Raw genomic sequence first — 18,794 nt, 5'->3', positions numbered from 1 at the left:
CGGGGAGCGGCTGCACATCCGTATGACCGCCGCGATCCGGTGCAGGTTTCTGCGCAATATGCCAGGCGCGTAGGTGGCCGAACCCGACCGCACGCCCCGGGAACGGGCGGTCCTCCCCCGGGTGTGTCCGAAGGGGCGTCCCGTGCGTCGGACCGCCGCGGGTAGGCAGGTGTGCGGCCCCCCGACGGGCCGGTGCGCGAGGAGATGGAGAGCCGGCTCGGCGCCGACTTCTCGACGTACGGGTGCACTCCGGTCCCCTGGCGCAGCGGTCCGCGGCCGAGATCGGGGCCCGGGAGTACACCTCCGGCGGGGGACGTCGTCCTCGGAGCGGGTGGCGGTGACCCGCACACCCTCGCCCACGAGCCCACCCATGTGATCCAGCAACGGGGCCCGAGGAGCTCGGTCCCACGCTGTCGGCCGGGTGGCCGGAACTGGGTCCCCGACGTCCGGACCAAGCCGACGAACGCGCTCCAGCGGAGCGTGCTGTGCCACTACACGGGCAGGTCACGGGCCGAGGCGATGGTCGCCCGGGGGCAGATGAAGTCCAAGACCGGGCTGCTCGGCGACTTCGCGCGGCGCGCGTACCCGACCGTACGGGCGAGGCCCGGGGACCCGGCGCGGACGGAGAGCAGGCCGAACACCCGCGAGGACGGCTTCTCCCCCGGATTCACGCTGCCGGTACGGAAGTTCGACATCGGCGCGGGGGCTGCGGCCAACACCCTGACGGGGCGGGACATCGGCCTCGGCGGGGCCGCGGTGGTCCTGGAGTCCGGTCAGCGGGTGGGAGTCCCTACGCACCGACCGGACCAAAAGAGAGAGTCGAAATCAAGCCAACTTTGGCGCACCGTCAGCCGGTGCCGTGCGTACCGGGGTTAACCGTTCTGGGCACTGCTCGAAACGAAAGCGCGCAGACGTTCGGAGAACGTCCGATCGATACCCGGGAGTAACGATTTCCGGACGCCGGGGCAAAGGCCTCCTTTGCCCCGGCGTGGAACCTGACCGACTATGTCCGTGCCGCTCGGGTCACCGGAGGTTGCTCAGCACACCACTGACGTTGAGCACCTCGTGACACTCCTGCGCCTGACGGCCGGTGGCCGGGGTGCCCGGCTTCGCACAGGTCACCTGCACGGTCACAGTCTGGCTCTCGGTGATGCTGATGGGGGTGACCCAGTGGTAGTCCTGGTTGCGGAACGTCTCCAGCGCGATCGTCGTGATCTTGCGATCGCCGAAGTCTATGGTCACCACCCCTTCGTCGCCCTGGAAGTTCGCGACGACGATGTCCGTGATCCCGAAGACCTTGCCCGCGGGCACCGTGTAGGTGCCGGTCTTGGACTGTCCGGTGCCGGTCTGCAGGTCGATGGTGGCCGAGCTCTGCTGGCCGCCGCCTCCCGTACCGCCCCCGCCGCCACCCGCTCCGGTGCCGGTCCCGGTTCCCGTACCGGCACCGCCCGCACCGGGCTGGGTGCCCTTGCCGCCGCCGGCCGGCTGCTTGCCGTCGCCGGTCACCGGGGTCTGCCCGTTCAGGTCCGCACTGGGCGTGGGCTTCTTCTGGACCGCCTCGGCCGCCTCCTTCGCCGTACTGCGCACGGCCGGACGGACCAGCAGGAACCAGGCGAGCAGCAGGGCGAGCAGCGCGGCCAGTACCGCGAGCAGCCACCTCGGGAAGATCGGGATCTGGACGAACTCCGCGTCCAGCGGCACCCGGACGCGCTCCGACTCGGGCCGCTCCGCGCCCTCCTCACGAGCACGTCCACTGCCATTGGCACTGGCACTCGTACTGGCACCGTCGCGGGCTTCGGCCTCGACCTCGGCCACGTCCACGGTGAACGGCCAGGTCACGGGGGTCCCGAACCACACCGGCTGGCCGGTGCGGACCCGCAGTCCCACCTCGGCCGACTCTCCCGGCTCCAGCTTCTGCGTCGCGGGGGTGAAGGCGAACTTCAGCTCCTCGCCGGGCTGGGCGGGCGTGAAGCCCAGCTGTACGGGGCAGTTGCCCTCGTTGCGCACGGCCAGTCGATAGCGTCCGCGCAGCCAGCCGCGGCGCCGTTTGGGAGCGCTCTCAGCCCTCAGCTCCCGGAATTCCTCGACGTGCACGGTGGTCTCGGGGACCCGCACGGCCTCGGGCTGCTCGGTGGGCAGTACGCGCACGGCGAGCGGCACGTCGCCCGCCCGCACCTGCGGCGAACGGGGCGGCGCCAGCCGGATCGTCACCGTTTCCGAGGTGCCGGGGTAGAGGGAGACGCGCTCGGGCTCCACCGTGGCCCAGGCAGCGCAGTCGCCGACGACCTCCAGGCGGTACGCCTCGACGATGTCGCTGTCGTTGCGGACGGTCAGGCTCGTGGATGCGGTACCGCCAGGCGTCACGGAGACCGGCGGGATGTCGAGGCCGGGCGCGCCAGGGCTGGAAGAGGCTGCTGGGGATATCACACCACGACGCTACGGCGCCGCTCCGGCCACTTCCACGGACGCGAGGGCAAGCCTCCGGGCAGCCCTGATGCCCCCGGGGACGCCCACCAACTCACCGCTCCGATCCATTCGTTGACCTTCCCATCCATTCGTAACCCCACATACGCATCACGGAACAGGTACGACACACATGACCCAGCCTGAGAACAACCGACCCGCCTCCTCCTCCGGCGCCGGCGAACGGGTCACCGTGGCCGTGTATGCGCCGGACCCGGTCCTGCACGTCGGAGTCGTCCACCAGCTGCGCCAGCGACCCGAGATCGAACTCGTCGACCTCGCCGACGCCGACGACGCACAGGTGTCCCTCGTCGCCGTGGACAGCGTGGACGACGAGACCGCCGCCCTGCTGTACCGGCTGCGGCACAACTCCCGCACCCGCACCGGGCTCGTGGTCGGCACGTTCGAGTCCGGGGACGCCCTGCAGCGCGCCATCGAATGCGGGGTCACCGCAGTGCTGCGGCGCTCCGAGGCCGACCAGGACCGGCTCCTGCGCCTGGTCCTGGCGATAGCCAACGGCGAGGGCGTACTCCCCGGCGACCTGCTCGCGAAACTCCTCGACCACGTGGGCAGCCTGCAGCGTTCGACGCTCGACCCGCACTCCGTGTCCCTGTCCACGCTGACCTCGCGCGAGGCCGACATGCTGCGCCTGGTGTCGGAGGGCCTGGACACCTCGGAGATCGCGCGCAAGACCTCGTACTCCGAACGGACCGTCAAGAACGTGCTGCACGAGATCATCACGCGGCTGCACCTGCGCAACCGCACGCACGCCGTCGGCTACGCCCTGCGCAACGGGCTGATCTGACCCCGCGCACCGGAGCCGGCGGCCCGCCGGCCCGGGCGGGCCGCACCCCCACTGCCCGAAAGCGCACCGCGCGCTTCCCCCGGGTGCGGCCCCTCGGCCCTGCCGGCGGCACGCGCCGGGCAGCAGGGTGACGAAGTCATACGTGAATGCTGTACCGGACTGTGAGGTGGACCGTGATGGGCACGGGTGGCTCCGGCAGTCGTCGACGCCGCTGGGGGAGGGCCGGCGCGCCGTTGCTGCTGCTGGTCCCCCTGCTCGCGGTGACGGCGGCCGCCGACCCGGGCGACGCCGAGGCGCGCCCCCTGGCGGCCGACGCCGGTGACGGCCGGGTCGTGTACGCCGGTACGCGCCACCGGAGTCTCGGCCGGGTGGCGACCGGCACGTCCAGCACACCGCTGTTCGGTGAGGGTCCGGCGCACCTGGACACCCAGCCTTCCGCGCTGGGCGACCAGTTGGTCTTCGCCGGCCGCCGCGACGAGAGGACCCCGCAGGTCTACCTGCGCGCCGCCGACGGCTCCGTACGGCGCCTGACCAGCGGCCTCGACGCGGCGAACCCCCGGCTGACCCCGGACGGCCGCTCCGTCGTCTTCGACGCGGCCCAGCCCGCCCCCGCCGGCGGCATCCAGCGCGATCTGTGGCTGGTGCGCACCGACGGCACCGGCCTCACCCGGCTGACCGACTCCCCCGCGAACGAGGAGCACCCCACGGTCTCGCCGGAGGGCGGCCGCCTGGCGTACTCCTCCGACAGCGACGGGGCCGCCGGCCGGCAGGTCTACGTACGTCCCCTGGGCGGCGGCGCCGCCACCCGCGTCACCGACCCCGCCAACGGCGCGGCCACCGAGCCCGTGTGGAACCCGGTGGACGACAAGGCGAACCGGGACGTGATCGCCTACACCGCCACCCCGACCACCGCCGACTCGGCCGGGCCCCGGCTGCGCTGGACCGACGGGCGCGGCGGCGGCGGTCCGCTGCTGGCGGGCGCCCAGGCGAACTGGCGCACCCGCGGGGCAGCGTGGCTGCCCGACGGGAACGGTGTGCTGTTCCTCAGCCCCGACCGCACCTGTGACTGCAAGGGCGACTGGGACCACGTCTTCCGGGTGCCCGCGCACTCGGCGGACACGCCCCAGCTCGTGCTCAGCGAGGACCGCGAGGTCGGCTCGCCCACCTGGATCGGTCCGCTGAACGGCGGCGGCGTCCTGGTCGAGCGGACCTCGGCGGCCGGACCGCACGTGGTGACCCTGCAGGACGCCCGGATGGACGGCTCCGACCCGCGCGACCTCGGCCTGGAGATCCTCAAGGAGGACCCGGCGGCCGACACCAACACCGACCCGGCCAAGGACCCGCTGTTCCAGCCCGCCCCCGGCTTCGACCCGTGGACCGAGCGGCAGAACTACACGCCCGACGGGCGCCGGATCGTGCTGACCCGCTTCGAGGGCACGCCCGAAGCCCGGATCCAGCGGATCTGGATGGCGGACGCCGACGGAACCAACGCATCGGCCCTGCCGCTCGCCGGCCGCGGCCCGCGCGACCGGGACACCGACCCGACGTTCTCCCCCGACGGCAAGCTCCTGGCCTTCACCCGGACCTCGCCCGGCGGGGTCGGCGACGCCGCGGGCCCCGCGCGCATCCTGATCGCGGACGCCGCCACCGGCGCGATCCGCGGCGAGATCGCCCCGCCCGCCGGCCAGGCCCGGGGCGGCGACGCCCAGCCCACCTGGTCCGCCGACGGCACGACCCTGGCCTTCACCCGCAACCTCGTGATCAACGGCAACGGCGGCAACAAGCACATCTGGACCGTGCCCGTGGACCGCCTGGACCGCCAGCGCGACCTGAGCGCCACGATCTGCTTCGGTGCCTGCGAAGTCATCGACGACAGCCCGGCGTTCTCACCCGACGGCGCCACCATCGCCTTCAACCGCAAGAACGGCGGCGGCCGCGTCGACGAGCGCAACGGCATCCTGCTGGCCTCCGCGGCCGGCGGCGCCTGCCGGGTCCTGCTGCCCGACGCCGCCCGCGACGTACCGGGGGCCTGCGGCCGGGAACTGCCCGAGCCCCCGGCCAAGGGACCCTTCCAGCCCCGCGACGCCGCGTGGACCGCCGACGGCAAGAGCCTGGTGCTCAGCGCCCGCGGCTCCCGGGCCCCCAACAGCCCGGAGAAGCTCAAGCTGGTCGACGTGGCCTCCGGCGACCACAGCCTGCTCGTCACCGGCCTGCCGGGCCGCCAGAAGGAACCCGGCGTGCAGCAGTCCGTGGACCTCGCGGTACGGGCCCCCGAGAAGGCCCCGCCGCTCACCGTCGGCGGCTCCTCCACCGTCCGCGTGGACGTCGTCAACCAGGGCCCCGCGGCCTCGCCCGGAACCCGGCTGACCGTCTCGCCCCCGCTCGGCGTGAGCGTCACCGCGCTCACCGCGCCCGGCGCCACCTGTGACGCGGCTGCACTGACCTGCACCCTGGGCGTGGTCCGCCCCGGCACCACCGTCCCGGTGACCGTCACCCTCACCGGCGTCACCCCCGGGGACCAGCCCGTGGACTGGTCGGTCACCGGCACCGTGATCGACCCCCGCCCCAGCGACAACTCCGGGCGGACCCTCGTGCCGGTGCGCGAGGCACCCGTACCCCCGAAGCCGACCCCGCCGACCCCCACCCCGCCGACTCCCACCCCGGCCCCGCCGACGACGCCCGCACCGCAGCCGGAGCCGCCCGCGCCGCCGGCCGGCCCCGGGGTGAGCATCACGGCGCAGCCGAACCCCGGCTACGTGGGCGGCCGAGTCGTCGTCACGTACACCGTCCGCAACGGCCGCAACGCCCTGGCCACCGGCCTGCGGCTGCGCATCGGCCTCCCGCAGGGCGTGCCCAACGCCGGGATGCCGCCGGGCTGCGACACGAGCGGGGAGTGCTCCCTGCCCGACCTGGCTCCGGGCGCCCGGACCGTCCTGCGGGTCGTCCTCAACCCCGACAAGGCGCTCACCGCCCAGGTGACCGGCAACCTGACGACGACGGGCACGGACGCCGACCCCGGCGACAACACCGCCCGGCAGCAGCTGCGCATCCTCCAGCCGCGCATCGTCGCAGTGCCCCCGATCGGCAAGCCCGGCTTCGTCACCTCGGTGCGCGGCGAGGACTTCCCGCCCGGCGTGCCCGTGCGGTTCGCGTGGAAGCCGGGCATCACGGCGGCCGCGGCACCGACGTTCCCGCAGCGCGACGGCACGTTCATCGGCCAGCTGCTGATCCTGGCCAAGGACCAGACGGGCCCCCGCATCATCACCGCGAGCGGCCCCGGCTTCTCGCCGGTGCAGACCGACTTCCTCGTGGTCAACGGCTCGGTGCAGCCGCCGGACGAGGTGAGCCGCCGGTGATCCACGAAGTCGACGAGGCGCTGCGGCGACTGCTGACGGAGTCCGGCCTGGAGGCGTCGGGCATCGAGGTGGTCTTCGACGCCCCGACGAGCGACTGGGCGGCGCGCCGCAGCGCGCCCACGGTCTGCGTGTTCCTGTACGACATCCGCGAGGACCACACCCGGCGCGGCAGCGGCGCGGGCGAGGTGTACGACGCGGACGGCTACGTCGTCGCGCGCCGCACCCCGCCGCGCTGGTTCGAGCTGACGTACCTGGTCACCGCGTGGGCGAGCAGGCCGCAGGACGAACACCGGCTGCTCTCCCAGGTGCTCTCCTGCCTCGTGAACACCGACACGCTGCCCCCGCGCCTGCTCACCGGCACCCTCGCCGACCTCGGCCTCATCGTCGACGTGGACGCGGGCGGCACCGGCATGGACGCACCCGCCGCCTCCGACGTGTGGTCGGCGCTGGGCGGCGACCTGAAGCCGTCCCTCGGGCTGCGCGTGAAGGCACCGCTGGCCGGCATCAGCACGATCACGGCCCCGCCGGTCACCGAGGGGCTCGTGGTGAACTCCGTACCGCAGGTCGATCCGAAGGGGCCCGGAGCGTACGGAACCGACGCGGACAGGACCGACGCGGACGGGACCGACGCCGACGGGACCGAGGCCGACAAGGCCGAGAGCCGGCGCCGCCTGCGCTACGTCGGGCTGAACGAGCCGGGACCGGAGGGCTTCGGCGGCTCCCGGCAACGGCCGAACCAACCCGCGCGCCGCCGACGGGGAGAACGGCAGCCATGACGCACACCATCGAGCCGGAGGCCGCGCCCGCGGCCCCGGCCGACACCACCCCCCACCTGTGGACCCGGCTCCGGCTCGTCGAGGAGCGGGTACGCCGGGCCGTGGAGCTCCGCCGGGCCGTCGACCCCGACCCCGACGACCCCTACCGGGGCCAGTACCTCACGCCCGAGGCCGCCGCCCGCGTCCTGGACGGACCGCACAGCCCCGGCCTGCCCGCGCTCGCCCCGGACGCGCCCCCGCCCGGCTCGCCGCTCGACGTGCTCGCCACGCGCTTCGCGCTGGAGCCCCTCGACGTGGACCTGCTCCTCGTGGCCCTGGCGCCCGACCTGGACGCCCGCTTCGAACGGCTCTACGGCTACCTCAACGACGACCTGACGCGCCGCCGGCCCACCGTCGGCCTCGCCCTCGAACTGTGCGGCCACGCCGGCGTGGCGGCCGCACGGTTCCGCCTCTCCCCCACCGCCCCCCTCGTCGCGGGCGGCCTGCTGGAGGTCACCGAGCCCGAACGGCCGCCCCTGTCACGGGTGCTGGCCGTCCCGGACCGGGTCACCGCCCACCTGCTCGGCGCCACCTCGCCCGACCCGCGGCTGGCCGATGTGCTCGCCGCGGCCACCGACGACCCGGCCGTCGAACCGGCCGAGCTGGACCGGGCCGTCGCCGCGGCCGCCGGCGGCACCCGCCACGTCCACCTGCGGGCCCGCGGCGGCGACCCCTCGGGCCTGGCGGTCTCCGCCCTGTACGCGAGCGGGCGCACTCCGCTGGCCCTGGACGCGGCGGCCCTGGCCCACCACGCCCGCGCCCTGCCCGAACTCGCCCGCGCCGTCGCCCGCGAGGCCCTCCTGACGGGCGCCGGTGTCCTGCTCGGGCCGCTGGAGGAACTGCCCGACCAACCCGACGAGCGGGCCCGCGTCCTGCGCACCCTGTGCACCGTGCTGCGCGGCATCCCGCTGTTCACGTACGGAACGAGCGGCTGGGAACCCGCCTGGGCGGCCGCCACCCCCGTCACCCTGACGGTGACGGCCCCCACCCCCGACCGGCACGCCACCCGCTGGCGGCACGCGCTGGAGCGGGCCGCCGGAGAACACGGCGCGGCCGGCGACACCGACGCGCTCGCCCGGTCCGTGTCCGCGCACCGCCTCGACGCCGGACAGCTGCGGCGCGCCGCCGACACCGCGGTGCGCACCGCCGCACTCGACGGCCGCCCGCTCTCCCCCGACGACCTGCGCACGGCCGTACGGGCCCAGAACGGCGCCGGGCTCGCCCGCCTCGCCCGCCGGGTGGAGCCCGCTGTGGGCTGGGACGACCTGGTGCTGCCCGCCCCCACCCACCGCCGGCTGCGGGAACTCGCCGTGCGCGCCCGCCACCGCGACCAGGTCCTCGGCCAGTGGGGCATGCGGCCCGGCGGCGGGCGCGGCCGCGGGGTGATCGCACTGTTCGCCGGGTCCTCCGGCACCGGCAAGACCATGTCCGCCGAGGTGGTGGCGGCCGACCTGGGCATGGACCTGTACGTGGTGGACCTGTCCACCGTGGTGGACAAGTACGTCGGCGAGACCGAGAAGAACCTGGAGCGGATCTTCACCGAGGCGTCGGCCGTCAACGCGGTCCTGCTGTTCGACGAGGCCGACGCGATCTTCGGCAAGCGCTCCGAGGTGAAGGACGCCCACGACAAGCACGCCAACATGGAATCGGCGTACCTGCTCCAGCGGATGGAGTCCTTCGACGGCATCGCCATCCTGACCACCAACCTGCGGGCCAACCTCGACGAGGCGTTCACCCGCCGCCTCGACGTGGTCGCGGACTTCCCCGTGCCCGACGCGACCCAGCGCCTTGCCCTGTGGGAACGCTGCCTGAGCGGGCGGCTGCCCCGGGCCGGCGACGTCGATCTCGCCTTCTGCGCCGACCGCTTCGAACTGGCCGGAGGCTCGATCCGGGCCTGCGCCGTGACGGCCGCCTACTTCGCGGCCGCGTCCGGTGAACCGCTGACCATGCGCCAGGTGGTGACGGCGGTCGCCCAGGAGTACCGCAAGCTCGGCCGGCTGGTCCTGGAGAGCGAGTTCGGTCCGTACCTGGGGCAGATCACCGAGGTGTGAGCGCGCTGCCTGGCCGGTCCGGCGGGGGCGACCAGGAGGGCAGCGCACTTGCCCCCGGCCAGGGCCGAACGTCTCTGCCCACGACGACGCCCTCCGGAAAAGCTGTGGACAGACCTGATCAGAACTGATCGCAGCCGTAACCCGAAGGAGCGAGCATGCCGACGTACCTCACCCCGGGCGTGTACGTGGAGGAGGTGCAGTCCGGTGCTCGCCCGATCGAAGGGGTCGGCACCGCCGTCGCCGCGTTCGTGGGCTTCGCCCAGAGCGGCCCGTTCCACGAGCCGACGCTGGTCACCAGCTGGGACCAGTACTCCCAGCGGTTCGGCGGCTTCTCGGAGGGCACCTACCTGCCCCACGCCGTCTACGGGTACTTCGCCAACGGCGGCGGCGCCGCCTACGTGGTCCGCATCGGCGGGCAGGCCCAGGACAACTCCGCACCGGCCGCCGCGGGCTCCGCCCCGCAGCCCCGCGCCGTGGAGCGCGTCGAGCTCGGCGGCTTCGTCATCACCGCCCGGCCCGGCGTCACCGGCGTGTCCGTGGAGATCGCCGACTCGGACGGCGAGAACCCGCCCGAGGACCGCTTCAAGGTCCTGGTCCGCCAGGGCGAGCAGGTGGCCGAGACCTACGAGGTGTCCGCCCGCAAGAACGTCAAGGGCTACCTCGTCACCCAGGCCCGCGCCTCGAAGCTGATCGAGGTCACCGAGCAGCGGGGCGCGGCCCAGACCCGGCCCGCCGGGCAGACCGTCGCCGTGCCCGACGCCCCCGCCGCGTCGCCCGCACCGGCCGGCCGCGGCGGCGTGGCCCGCCTCGACCCCGCCGAGTACGTCGGCGACTCCGCCGCCCGCACCGGTTTCGCCGGCCTGGAGACCATCGACGAGATCACCATGGTCGCGGTCCCGGACCTGATGAGCGCCTACCAGCGCGGCGACATCGACTCCGAGGGCGTGCGCACCGTACAGCTCGCGGTGATCTCGCACTGCGAGCAGATGGGCGACCGGGTGGCCGTCCTGGACACCCCGCCCGGGCTCTCCGCGCAGCAGGTGCGCAACTGGCGCAACGACGAGGCGGGCTACGACTCCCGCTACGCCACCCTCTACTACCCGTGGGTGAAGGTCTTCGACCCGGCCGCCGGGCGCAACACGACGGTCCCGCCGAGCGGTCACGTCGCCGGTGTGTGGGCGCGCAGCGACGCCGAGCGCGGTGTCCACAAGGCCCCCGCCAACGAGGTCATCCGCGGCGCGGTGGACCTGGAACTGCGCCTGAGCAAGGGCGAGCAGGACCTGCTCAACCCGATCGGCGTGAACTGCGTACGGGCCTTCCCCGGCCGGGGCATCCGGATCTGGGGTGCCCGCACCCTCTCCTCCGACCCGGCCTGGCGCTACCTGAACGTGCGCCGCCTCTTCAACTACCTGGAGGAGTCCATCCTCCTGGGTACCCAGTGGGTGGTCTTCGAGCCCAACGACGACCGGCTCTGGTCGAGCATCCGGCGCAACGTCACCGCGTTCCTCACCGAGGAGTGGCGCCGCGGCGCGCTGTTCGGCCGCACGGCCGCGGAGGCGTTCTACGTCAAGTGCGACCGCGACAACAACCCGCAGGAGTCCATCGACCAGGGCCGCGTGGTCTGTGAGATCGGCGTGTCGCCGGTCAAGCCCGCCGAGTTCGTGGTCTTCCGGCTGGCCCAGTTCTCCGACAGCACCAGCCTCGTCGACGAGTGACCCTGCCGGTCAGCGGCACCAGCAGCGCAGCAGCAAGGAAAGGTGAAGGACAGTCATGGCAGAGGGCGATGCTCTTTCCACCCATATCTTCGGCGTCCAGCTCGGTGGCTACCTGGTCGAATCGATCCAGGAGATCAGCGGCCTGACCGTCGAGGAAGAGGTCGTCGAGGTCCGCCAGGTGAGCGCGGAGGGCAAGCAGATCATCCGCAAGCAGCCCGGCGCCCGCCAGGCCGGCGAGGTCACGATCACCCGGGGACTCGACAAGAGCAGCGAGTTCACCAAGTGGATCAAGGAGACCCTGAACAACGGGGCCGTCGACACCGCTCGGCAGAACCTCACCATCGAGATCAAGGACTCCACGGGCGCGACCATCCGCCGCATCCAGCTGATGCAGGGCTGGGCCTCCAAGTGGGAGGGCCCCTCCCTCAAGGCCGGCGAGTCCGCCGCGGCCACCGAGTCCGTGACCATCGTGTTCGAGGAGATCATCGTCGAATGAGACGTCGTACGGTGACGGCAGGAAGCCTGGAGGAGATCCTCCAGGTCACGGCGCCCACGACGGCCCCGGAGCAGGTGGCGGCACCCCCGGCCGCCGCCGCTCCGGCGGCGCGCGAGGACCACGGCCTGCGAACGGAGTTCGAGTTCGAGCTGCCGCGCGGGTACGTCGACGAAGCGGGCACGGTGCACCGGCACGGCTCGATGCGCCTGGCCACCGCCCGCGACGAACTGCGCCCGCAGATCGACCTTCGGGTCAAGGAGAACCCGGCGTACCTGAGCGTGGTGCTGCTCAGCCAGGTGATCACCCGGCTCGGCACCATCACCGACGTGCACGCCGGGATCGTGGAGCGGATGTACGCGACCGACGTCGCGTTCCTCCAGGACTTCTACCGGCGCGTCAACAGCGAGGGCCACACCCGCGCGGCGGTCACCTGCCCGCACTGCGAAGGCGGCTTCGAGGTCGACCTGTCCGGTGGGCGCCTGGGGGAATCGTGACGTACGCCCTCCCCCGGCTCAGGGAGGAAATCGCGTACATCGCCTACCACTTCCACTGGCAACGCGACGAGATCCTCGACCTGACCCACGGCGAGCGCCAGGACTGGGTCACCGAGATAGCTCGAATCAACACCCGTGTGAACGAAGGCGGTTGAACGCATGGCATGGCGGGACAGGCTGCGTCGGCGCACCGCCGTGCCGGAGGCCGCGAACGGCCGGGCAGCGGAGCCGTCCGCGCCCTCCGGCGGCGCACCCTCCGGCGGTGCGGCCGCCGCATCGCAGGCCGCCGCACCGGTGACCGGTGCACCCGGCGACTGGGACGGCGGCTGGCGCATGACGGCGCAGCCCGTACTGACCGTGTCCCGCGCGGCCATCGGCGTCAGCGACGGGCTCGCCTTCCGCTCCGGCCTGGCCGCGTGGCGCGACCCGTCGTTCGACACCGGGATGGGCCACGCCGTGCTGCCGTCCGCCCCGGCCGGTCTCGTCGGCGGGGTCACCCGCCCCGCCGGAGCCCTCCCCACGCCCGCCCCCAGTGGCGGCGGCCCGCTGCTCCTGCGGGCGCTGCGGCAGCCGCAGGAAGCGGAGCCGCCCGCTGCGGGCGACACCCCGCAGACCGCACGCCGGGGGCGCCCCGAAGCCCCGTCGCCGTCCCGTGCTTCGTCGTCCCGCGCTACGGCGTCCCGTCCGGGCAGCCCGGGCACGCGCGGCGCGTCCACGCACTCCGCAGCCGTACTCGGCACGCCCGCTCCCGCCGTACAGCGGGCCGCGGCGACGGGCAGCGGCGCGGCCGTTCCCCCTGCCGCGCCCGACCGTGCGCCGACGCCTCCGCGGTTCCCGCTGGCCCGCCGTATCGCGGTGGTCCCCGCCGCATCGGCGACCCGGGCAGCGTCGGCCGGCGGTACCGCCCCGACCCCGGCCCCGTCGGGTCCGCCCGTACAGCGGTCCGCGTCCGCCCCGGCGGCCGCGGGGGCCCGTCCCGGCCGCACCGGCGAGGAGCCGCCCGCCGTGGTCCGGCCGCGCGCCGTCGGCCGCACGCTGACCGTCGCCCGGGTCCCCGCCACGCCCAGGCGCCGCGTGCCCGCCCTCCGCCCCGCCCCCGTACCCACGGCCCCGGCCGCGGCCCCGGCCGCCTCGGACACGCCCGTACAGCGCGCGGGGAGCCGCGCCCCGCTCGGCACCACCGCCACCGAACTCCCGCCCACGGCCGCCCCGTCGGACCGCCCGGCAGCGGCCCCCGCGCCCTCCCCGGCGATGCCGATGGTGCAGCGCCAGGCCGAGCCCACGGCCGGCCCGGATGCGCCCGCGCAGCGCGCAGAGAAGCCCAGCGTGCAGCGCCAGGCGGAGCCCACGGCCGCCCCGGACGCGCCCGCGCAGCGTGCGGAAAGCCGCCCGCCGCTCGGCGCCCCGCTCACCGAACTGCCGTCCACGGCCACCCCGTCGGACCGCCCCGCAGCACCCCCCGCGCCCGCCCCGGGGATGCCGATGGTGCAGCGCCAGGCGGAGGCCACGGCCACCTCGCACACGCCGGCACACCGCGCGGAGAAGCCCAGCGTGCAGCGCCAGGCCGAGCCCACAGCCGGGCCGGACACGCCGGTGCAGCGTGCGCGCAGCCGCGCACCGCTCGGCGCGCCCCTCACCGAACTCCCGCCCACGGCCGTGCCGTCGGACCGCCCCGCAGCGGCCCCCGTATCCGCGCCCAGCCCGGCCCTGCCCATCGTCCAGCGCCAGGCGGAGCCTGCGGCCACCTCGGACGCGCCCGTGCAGCGCGCGGGAAGCCGCCCGCCGCTCGGCGCCCCCCTCACCGAACTCCCGCCCACGTCCGCCCCGTCGGACCGCCCGGCAGCGGCCCCCACGCCTGCCCCGGCGATGCCCATCGTCCAGCGCCAGGCCGAGACCGACAGCGCGGGGACGAAGCCCGCCCCGCAGCACCGCCCGGAGAAGCCCGCCGCCCCGGCGAAGCCCAGCGTGCAGCGCCAGGCCGAGCCCGAGAGCGCAGGGCCGAAGCCCACCCCTTCCCGGCCGCGCCAGGCCGAGCCCACGGCCGGGGCGGACGCGCCCGTGCAGCGTGCGGGAAGCCGCCCGCCGCTCGGCGCCCCGCTCACCGAACTGCCGTCCACGGCCACCCCGTCGGACCGCCCGGCAACGGCCCCCGGCTCCGCGCCCACCCCGGCCATGCCCATCGTCCAGCGCCAGGCCGAGACAGACAGCGCGGGGACGAAGCCCGCCCCGCAGCGCCAGGCCGAGCCCTCGGCCGAGCACGGCAGTGGGCCGAAGCGCCCCGCGCAGGCCACGGCCGCCTCGGACGCGCCCGTGCAGCGTGCACGCAGCCGCGCACCGCTCGGCGCGCCCCTCACCGAACTGCCGCCCACGGCCGTGCCGTCGGGCCGACCCGCGCCGGCCCCCGCACCCGCCCCGGCCCTGCCCATGGTCCAGCGCCAGGCCGAGTCCTCGGCCGCCGCCGAGCCCGCGGGGCGGTCCGCGCCGCGCGTGCGCAGCGGGCTGGGGGCGCCGCTGGCCGCGCTGCCGCCGAGCGCGGCTCCGCCCGCTTCCCCGTCGTCCCGGGACCGGGCGGCGGCTCGGCCCATGTCCACCGCCGACATCCAGCGCGTACTCGCACAAGGGGCGTCGACGCCGGCCGGCCACGCACCCGTGCTGGGCGGCACGGGCGCCGTACAGCGCCGTACGTCCGCATCCGCCCCGCCCCGCACGCCCGGCACGCCCGGCACGCCCTCCGGTTCCGCTTCCCCGGTCCCGCTGGTCGTCGCCCGCCCGGTCACCGCCACCACCGCGGGCGACACGGCGGCAGCGCCCTCCGCGCCCCGCACCCTCCAGCTCCTGGCGGCGCGGCCCCTGTCCCTCGGCACCCGTGACATGGGGAGCGCGGCCGCGCCCGCTCCCCGCCCGGCGAGCCGTCCCGTGGTGGCGGCGCGCTGGCCCGCCCCGTCCGGCGCACCGCAGCAGGTCCAGCGCGCCGCGGTGGACGGGCCGCGCGGCGGCCACGGCCCGCGCCCGCCGCACGTCGTGCGCCCGGCGCCCGGCCCGCGTCCCGCGCCCGCGTCGGCCCCCGCCCGCGCCGCGGCCACCCCCCTCCCCGTGACGAGCCCGCAGGCACCGCCCGTCGTGGTGCAGCCGGCCCCGGCCGCGTCGCCTGCGCAGCCCGTACCCGTCGTACGCCCCAGAACACCGGCCCCCGCCGCCACCCCGGGTACGAGCGCCCCCGCGCCGGCCGCGGGCGTCCCCCACCCGGCGGGCCCGCCGCCGGTGCAGCGCGCCCCGGGCGGCAGCCGGACCGGCCCCGGGCCGGCCGGCAGCGGCGGCGGCGGCGCCAAGTCCGCCCCGGCCGACCGGCACGCCGCCCCTCAGGTCCCCGACGCCGATCTGGACGATCTCGCGCGCCGTCTGCTGGATCCGGTCTCCCGCCTGCTGCGCACCGAGTTGCGGCGCGGCCGGGAACGCGCGGGCCGGCCCTTCGACGGCCGTCGCTGAGACCACGTAAGAACGAGAAACGGACGACGGACCGATGACGGACAACATCTTCGCGACCAGCGTGTTCTTCCGGCTGGCGATCGGCGGCAACGACCTGGGCGCCTTCCACACCTGCTCCGGCATGGGCGCCGAAGTCGAGATGGAGACCTACGCCGAGGGCGGCAACAACGGCTTCACGTGGCAGCTGCCGGGCCGCGTGACCTGGTCGAACATCACCCTCACCCGGCCCGTCACCGCCGACACCGCGAAGATCGGCCGCTGGCTGGACGAGACGCTGCGGCGGGTCGAGCCCAAGGACGGGGAGATCGTGGCCCTGCGGCCCGACCTGAGCCGGATCATCAGCTGGCAGGTGTTCGGGATCGTCCCGGTGCGGTGGCAGGGGCCCTCCTTCGACCCCGCCAACTCCGCTGCGGCCGTGGAGACGTTGGAGATCGCCCACCAGGGCCTGCTGCCCTCCTGACCGCCCGGCACCGGCCGGGCACCCGCCCCGCACCCGCCCGCCCACCCACATCCGTCCTGACCTTCGTCCCCGCTCCGGAAGGGAGCCCACGCCATGGCCTCATCGGCACGCGCCAGCCGCGCCAGGGCCCAGCTCACCCTCAAGGAGCCCCCGACCTCGGTCGGGGCCAAGCCGGGCGGGACGATCGCGAAGCTCGACCTCCAGTTCAACCCCTCGACCCTGCAACTGGGCAAGACCACCGAGTGGCGGCGCTCCCCGTCCCGGATGGCGGGGCAGTCGGCCCTGCCCGAGTTCGTGGGCAGCGGGCCGCGCACGCTGAGCCTGGAGGTGTTCCTGGACGCCACCGCCACCCACGACAACTCCGTGGAGCAGGCGGTGGAGAAGCTGATGAAGGCGTGCGTGCCGACCCCGGCCAGCCTCGGCCGCAAGAAGCCGGCGAGCCCCTGGGTCCGCTTCGAGTGGGGCAGCGCGCGGACGACGTCGTTCGACGGGGTCCTGTCGAACCTGTCGGTGTCGTACACGCTCTTCGACGTGGACGGCAAGCCGCTACGGGCCACCTGCTCGCTGTCCATCGAGGAGGCGAGCGTCGACCCGCCGGGCCAGAACCCGACCTCCGGCGCCCGCACCGCCCGCAGCACGCACATCGTGGTGGCGGGCGACAGCCTGGCGATGCTCGCCTGGCGCGAGTACGGCGACGCGACGGCCTGGCGGGCCATCGCGGAGGCCAACCGGATCGACGACCCGATGGCGCTCGTCCCCGGCACCGAACTCGTGGTGCCGGCCCTGCAGGACCAGCACGGCGAGGAGGAGCAGCGGTGAGCGGATCGGAATCCGGAGGCCGGTCGTTCGCGGCCGACCCGATCGTGGAAGCCCCCGGCGAACTGCCGCAGATCTGGGCGGCGCAGCTGGTGAGCTGCGTGGTCGACGAGAACGTGGGCCTGCCGGACACGGCGGTGCTCACCTACCGCGACCCCGACCACGAGTTCCTGCGCGCCACCGGCATCACCATCGGCTCCCCGCTGCGGGTTTCGGTGATGACGGTGAAGGGGCAGGCGCGGGAGCGGCTGTTCAACGGCGAGGTCACGGCCCTGGAGATCGACCGGGACCGCACCGGCTCGTTCACCGTCGTGCGCGCCTACTCCAAGGCGCACCGCCTCCAGCGCGGCCGCAAGGTCGTGGCGTACCGGAACATGACGGCCGCCGCCATCGTCCGCAAGGTGGCCGCCGGAGCGGGCCTCGCCGTCGGGAAGGTGGAGGCGGCGCCCGTGACGTACAAGCAGCTGTCCCAGGCGAACGTCTCCGACTGGGACTTCCTGCAGTTCCTCGCGGGCGAGAGCGGCGCGCAGGTGCGCGTGGACGACAAGGGACTACTCCAGTTCACCCGGCCCGTGAAGGCGTCCGGGGCGCCCGCCCCGTCGACGTCGGCCGTGCGCAATCCGATGGTCCTGGAGTACGGGAGGAACCTGCTCGCCCTGCGGGCCGCGCTGTCGGCCGCCGACGGCGCCTCCAAGGTGCAGGTCCGCGGCTGGGACGTGACCACCAAGCGGCCGCTGGTCGCCGAGCAGCCGTCCGTGGTCAGCGACACGGTGGTACCGGGCCTCAGCCCGGCGCTCGCCGCACGCTTCGGCAAGTCGGCCGTGGCCGTCACCGACACTCCGTACCGTACGCAGGCCGAGACCACGGCGGTCGCGAAGGCGGCGGCCGACGAGGTCAGCTCCGGCTTCGGCGAGCTGGAGGCCGTCGCCGAGGGGAACCCGCTGCTCCGGGCGGGCAAGGCCATCGCGCTCGGCAACGTGGGGCAGGCGTTCTCCGGCCGGTACACGGCGACGGCCGTGCAGCACGTCCTGGAGCCGCACGGCGGCTACCGCACCACCGTGTGGGTCAGCTCCAGCCCCGACCGTTCCCTGGCCGGCCTGGTGACCGGCGCCAACGCGCCGGGACGCGGCCCCCGCATCCCGGGTCTCGCGATCGGCGTGGTCACGGACGTGCGCGAACCGAACGGCTCCCAGCGCGGGGCGGTGCGCCTGAAGTTCCCCTGGCTCGACGACACGTACGTCACCGACTGGGTGCGTACCGTCCAGTGGGGCGGCAAGGGCGGCGGCGGCGTGGTGAGCCCCGAGGTCAACGACGAGGTGCTCGTCGGGTTCGAGCAGGGGCTGCTCGACAGCCCGTACGTCATCGGCGGGCTCTACAACGGTGTGGACCAGCCCTCCCCGCACGACGTACCGCTGATCGACAAGACCAGCGGGAAGGTCAACCGCCGTTCGATCGTCTCGCGTTCGGGCCACCGCGTGGAACTGCTCGACGCGGCGGCGCCGGGCCCCTCCGGGCTGCGGCTGGTGACCGGGGACGAGCGGCTCGAAGTACGCATGGACGACCGCCGGGACCGCATCGAGCTCACCGTGTACGCGGGGCGGGGGCGCCCGCTGACCTCGGTCCTGCTCGACAAGAACGGCATCACGCTGGACGCCCGGCGCGGCACGGTCAAGGTGTCCGGCCGCCAGGTGGACATCGACGGCACCGCCGGGGTCAGCATCGGCGGCCGCTCGGTGAAGGTGAACGGAACCGCGGACGTCACCGTCAACGGCGGCCTGCTCGCCACCCTCAAGGCCCGCCTCATCCGCATCAACTGACCCCCGCCCACAGCCACGCG

At 74.8% G+C, this 18,794-nt stretch carries 14 protein-coding genes and 1 pseudogene; 13 read left to right on the top strand and 2 right to left on the bottom strand.

The genetic code is table 11. The annotated features are described in order from the left end of the window. Positions 1 to 177: 177 nt before the first annotated feature. Positions 178 to 393: pseudogene (locus ACFYZ4_RS14880) on the top strand (DUF4157 domain-containing protein); the annotation flags it as partial. A 98-nt stretch (positions 394 to 491) separates the two neighbouring features. On the opposite strand, the gene ACFYZ4_RS14875 reads toward ACFYZ4_RS14880, so the two are convergent. Beyond that, complete coding sequence (locus tag ACFYZ4_RS14875) at positions 492 to 695, bottom strand: hypothetical protein (protein ID WP_390784229.1); 204 nt, start codon at positions 693 to 695, stop codon at positions 492 to 494. A gap of 328 nt (positions 696 to 1,023) precedes the next feature. Next, a complete protein-coding gene (locus tag ACFYZ4_RS14870) occupies positions 1,024 to 2,427 on the bottom strand; it encodes a hydrolytic protein (protein ID WP_390784051.1) in 1,404 nt (467 codons plus the stop codon). Positions 2,428 to 2,596: 169 nt separating this feature from the next. On the opposite strand from ACFYZ4_RS14870, the gene ACFYZ4_RS14865 reads away from it, so the two are divergent. The 12 genes from ACFYZ4_RS14865 (at position 2,597) to ACFYZ4_RS14810 (ending at position 18,774) form a co-directional block, all read left to right on the top strand. Next, entirely contained in the window at positions 2,597 to 3,268 is a 672-nt protein-coding gene (locus ACFYZ4_RS14865; protein WP_351292209.1) for a response regulator transcription factor, read from the top strand. A 176-nt stretch (positions 3,269 to 3,444) separates the two neighbouring features. Further along, the gene (locus tag ACFYZ4_RS14860; RefSeq protein ID WP_390784050.1) at positions 3,445 to 6,624 is read left to right on the top strand and encodes a hypothetical protein; all 3,180 of its coding nucleotides are present in this window, start codon (positions 3,445 to 3,447) and stop codon (positions 6,622 to 6,624) included. Then, positions 6,621 to 7,400 carry a DUF4255 domain-containing protein gene (locus ACFYZ4_RS14855; protein WP_390784049.1) on the top strand — a complete coding sequence of 260 codons (780 nt, stop codon included), beginning with the start codon at positions 6,621 to 6,623 and terminating at the stop codon, positions 7,398 to 7,400. The genes ACFYZ4_RS14860 and ACFYZ4_RS14855 overlap by 4 nt, the downstream gene beginning before the upstream one ends. Further along, positions 7,397 to 9,490, top strand: coding sequence for an ATP-binding protein (locus tag ACFYZ4_RS14850; protein ID WP_390784048.1), 2,094 nt, complete (start codon positions 7,397 to 7,399; stop codon positions 9,488 to 9,490). The genes ACFYZ4_RS14855 and ACFYZ4_RS14850 overlap by 4 nt, the downstream gene beginning before the upstream one ends. A gap of 155 nt (positions 9,491 to 9,645) precedes the next feature. Beyond that, complete coding sequence (locus tag ACFYZ4_RS14845) at positions 9,646 to 11,205, top strand: phage tail sheath family protein (RefSeq protein ID WP_351292201.1); 1,560 nt, start codon at positions 9,646 to 9,648, stop codon at positions 11,203 to 11,205. 55 nt (positions 11,206 to 11,260) lie between these two features. Next, positions 11,261 to 11,701, top strand: a complete 441-nt coding sequence (locus tag ACFYZ4_RS14840; protein ID WP_030031999.1) for a phage tail protein — start codon at positions 11,261 to 11,263, stop codon at positions 11,699 to 11,701. Then, positions 11,698 to 12,195 (top strand): hypothetical protein, encoded by a 498-nt coding sequence (locus ACFYZ4_RS14835; protein WP_351292199.1) that lies wholly within the window; start codon positions 11,698 to 11,700, stop codon positions 12,193 to 12,195. Before ACFYZ4_RS14840 ends, ACFYZ4_RS14835 begins: the two co-directional genes overlap by 4 nt. Then, complete coding sequence (locus ACFYZ4_RS14830; protein WP_351292197.1) at positions 12,192 to 12,350, top strand: DUF6760 family protein; 159 nt, start codon at positions 12,192 to 12,194, stop codon at positions 12,348 to 12,350. The genes ACFYZ4_RS14835 and ACFYZ4_RS14830 overlap by 4 nt, the downstream gene beginning before the upstream one ends. Positions 12,351 to 12,354: 4 nt before the next feature. Next, on the top strand, positions 12,355 to 15,681 hold the full coding sequence (locus tag ACFYZ4_RS14825; protein WP_390784047.1) for a hypothetical protein: 3,327 nt from the start codon (positions 12,355 to 12,357) through the stop codon (positions 15,679 to 15,681). A 34-nt stretch (positions 15,682 to 15,715) separates the two neighbouring features. Then, positions 15,716 to 16,141: a phage tail protein gene (locus ACFYZ4_RS14820; RefSeq protein ID WP_351301476.1), complete on the top strand. Its 426-nt coding sequence runs from the start codon at positions 15,716 to 15,718 to the stop codon at positions 16,139 to 16,141. A gap of 93 nt (positions 16,142 to 16,234) precedes the next feature. Beyond that, on the top strand, positions 16,235 to 16,960 hold the full coding sequence (locus tag ACFYZ4_RS14815; protein ID WP_351301473.1) for a LysM peptidoglycan-binding domain-containing protein: 726 nt from the start codon (positions 16,235 to 16,237) through the stop codon (positions 16,958 to 16,960). After that, complete coding sequence (locus tag ACFYZ4_RS14810; RefSeq protein WP_351301470.1) at positions 16,957 to 18,774, top strand: VgrG-related protein; 1,818 nt, start codon at positions 16,957 to 16,959, stop codon at positions 18,772 to 18,774. The genes ACFYZ4_RS14815 and ACFYZ4_RS14810 overlap by 4 nt, the downstream gene beginning before the upstream one ends. Positions 18,775 to 18,794: the final 20 nt, after the last annotated feature.

Origin of the sequence: Streptomyces sp. NPDC001513 (assembly GCF_042894695.1) — a bacterium.
Classification (GTDB): domain Bacteria; phylum Actinomycetota; class Actinomycetes; order Streptomycetales; family Streptomycetaceae; genus Streptomyces.
Note: the sequence above shows the minus strand (reverse complement) of the source record. Positions and strands in the feature narration are given on the sequence as shown.

Bases quoted from the DNA above. Each gene is read 5' to 3' on its own strand.
- ACFYZ4_RS14875 (WP_390784229.1), bottom strand. From the start codon at position 695: ATGTCGAACTTCCGTACCGGCAGCGTGAATCCGGGGGAGAAGCCGTCC.
- ACFYZ4_RS14865 (WP_351292209.1), top strand. From the start codon at position 2,597: ATGACCCAGCCTGAGAACAACCGACCCGCCTCCTCCTCCGGCGCCGGC.
- ACFYZ4_RS14860 (WP_390784050.1), top strand. From the start codon at position 3,445: ATGGGCACGGGTGGCTCCGGCAGTCGTCGACGCCGCTGGGGGAGGGCC.
- ACFYZ4_RS14850 (WP_390784048.1), top strand. From the start codon at position 7,397: ATGACGCACACCATCGAGCCGGAGGCCGCGCCCGCGGCCCCGGCCGAC.
- ACFYZ4_RS14845 (WP_351292201.1), top strand. From the start codon at position 9,646: ATGCCGACGTACCTCACCCCGGGCGTGTACGTGGAGGAGGTGCAGTCC.
- ACFYZ4_RS14840 (WP_030031999.1), top strand. From the start codon at position 11,261: ATGGCAGAGGGCGATGCTCTTTCCACCCATATCTTCGGCGTCCAGCTC.
- ACFYZ4_RS14835 (WP_351292199.1), top strand. From the start codon at position 11,698: ATGAGACGTCGTACGGTGACGGCAGGAAGCCTGGAGGAGATCCTCCAG.
- ACFYZ4_RS14825 (WP_390784047.1), top strand. From the start codon at position 12,355: ATGGCATGGCGGGACAGGCTGCGTCGGCGCACCGCCGTGCCGGAGGCC.
- ACFYZ4_RS14820 (WP_351301476.1), top strand. From the start codon at position 15,716: ATGACGGACAACATCTTCGCGACCAGCGTGTTCTTCCGGCTGGCGATC.
- ACFYZ4_RS14815 (WP_351301473.1), top strand. From the start codon at position 16,235: ATGGCCTCATCGGCACGCGCCAGCCGCGCCAGGGCCCAGCTCACCCTC.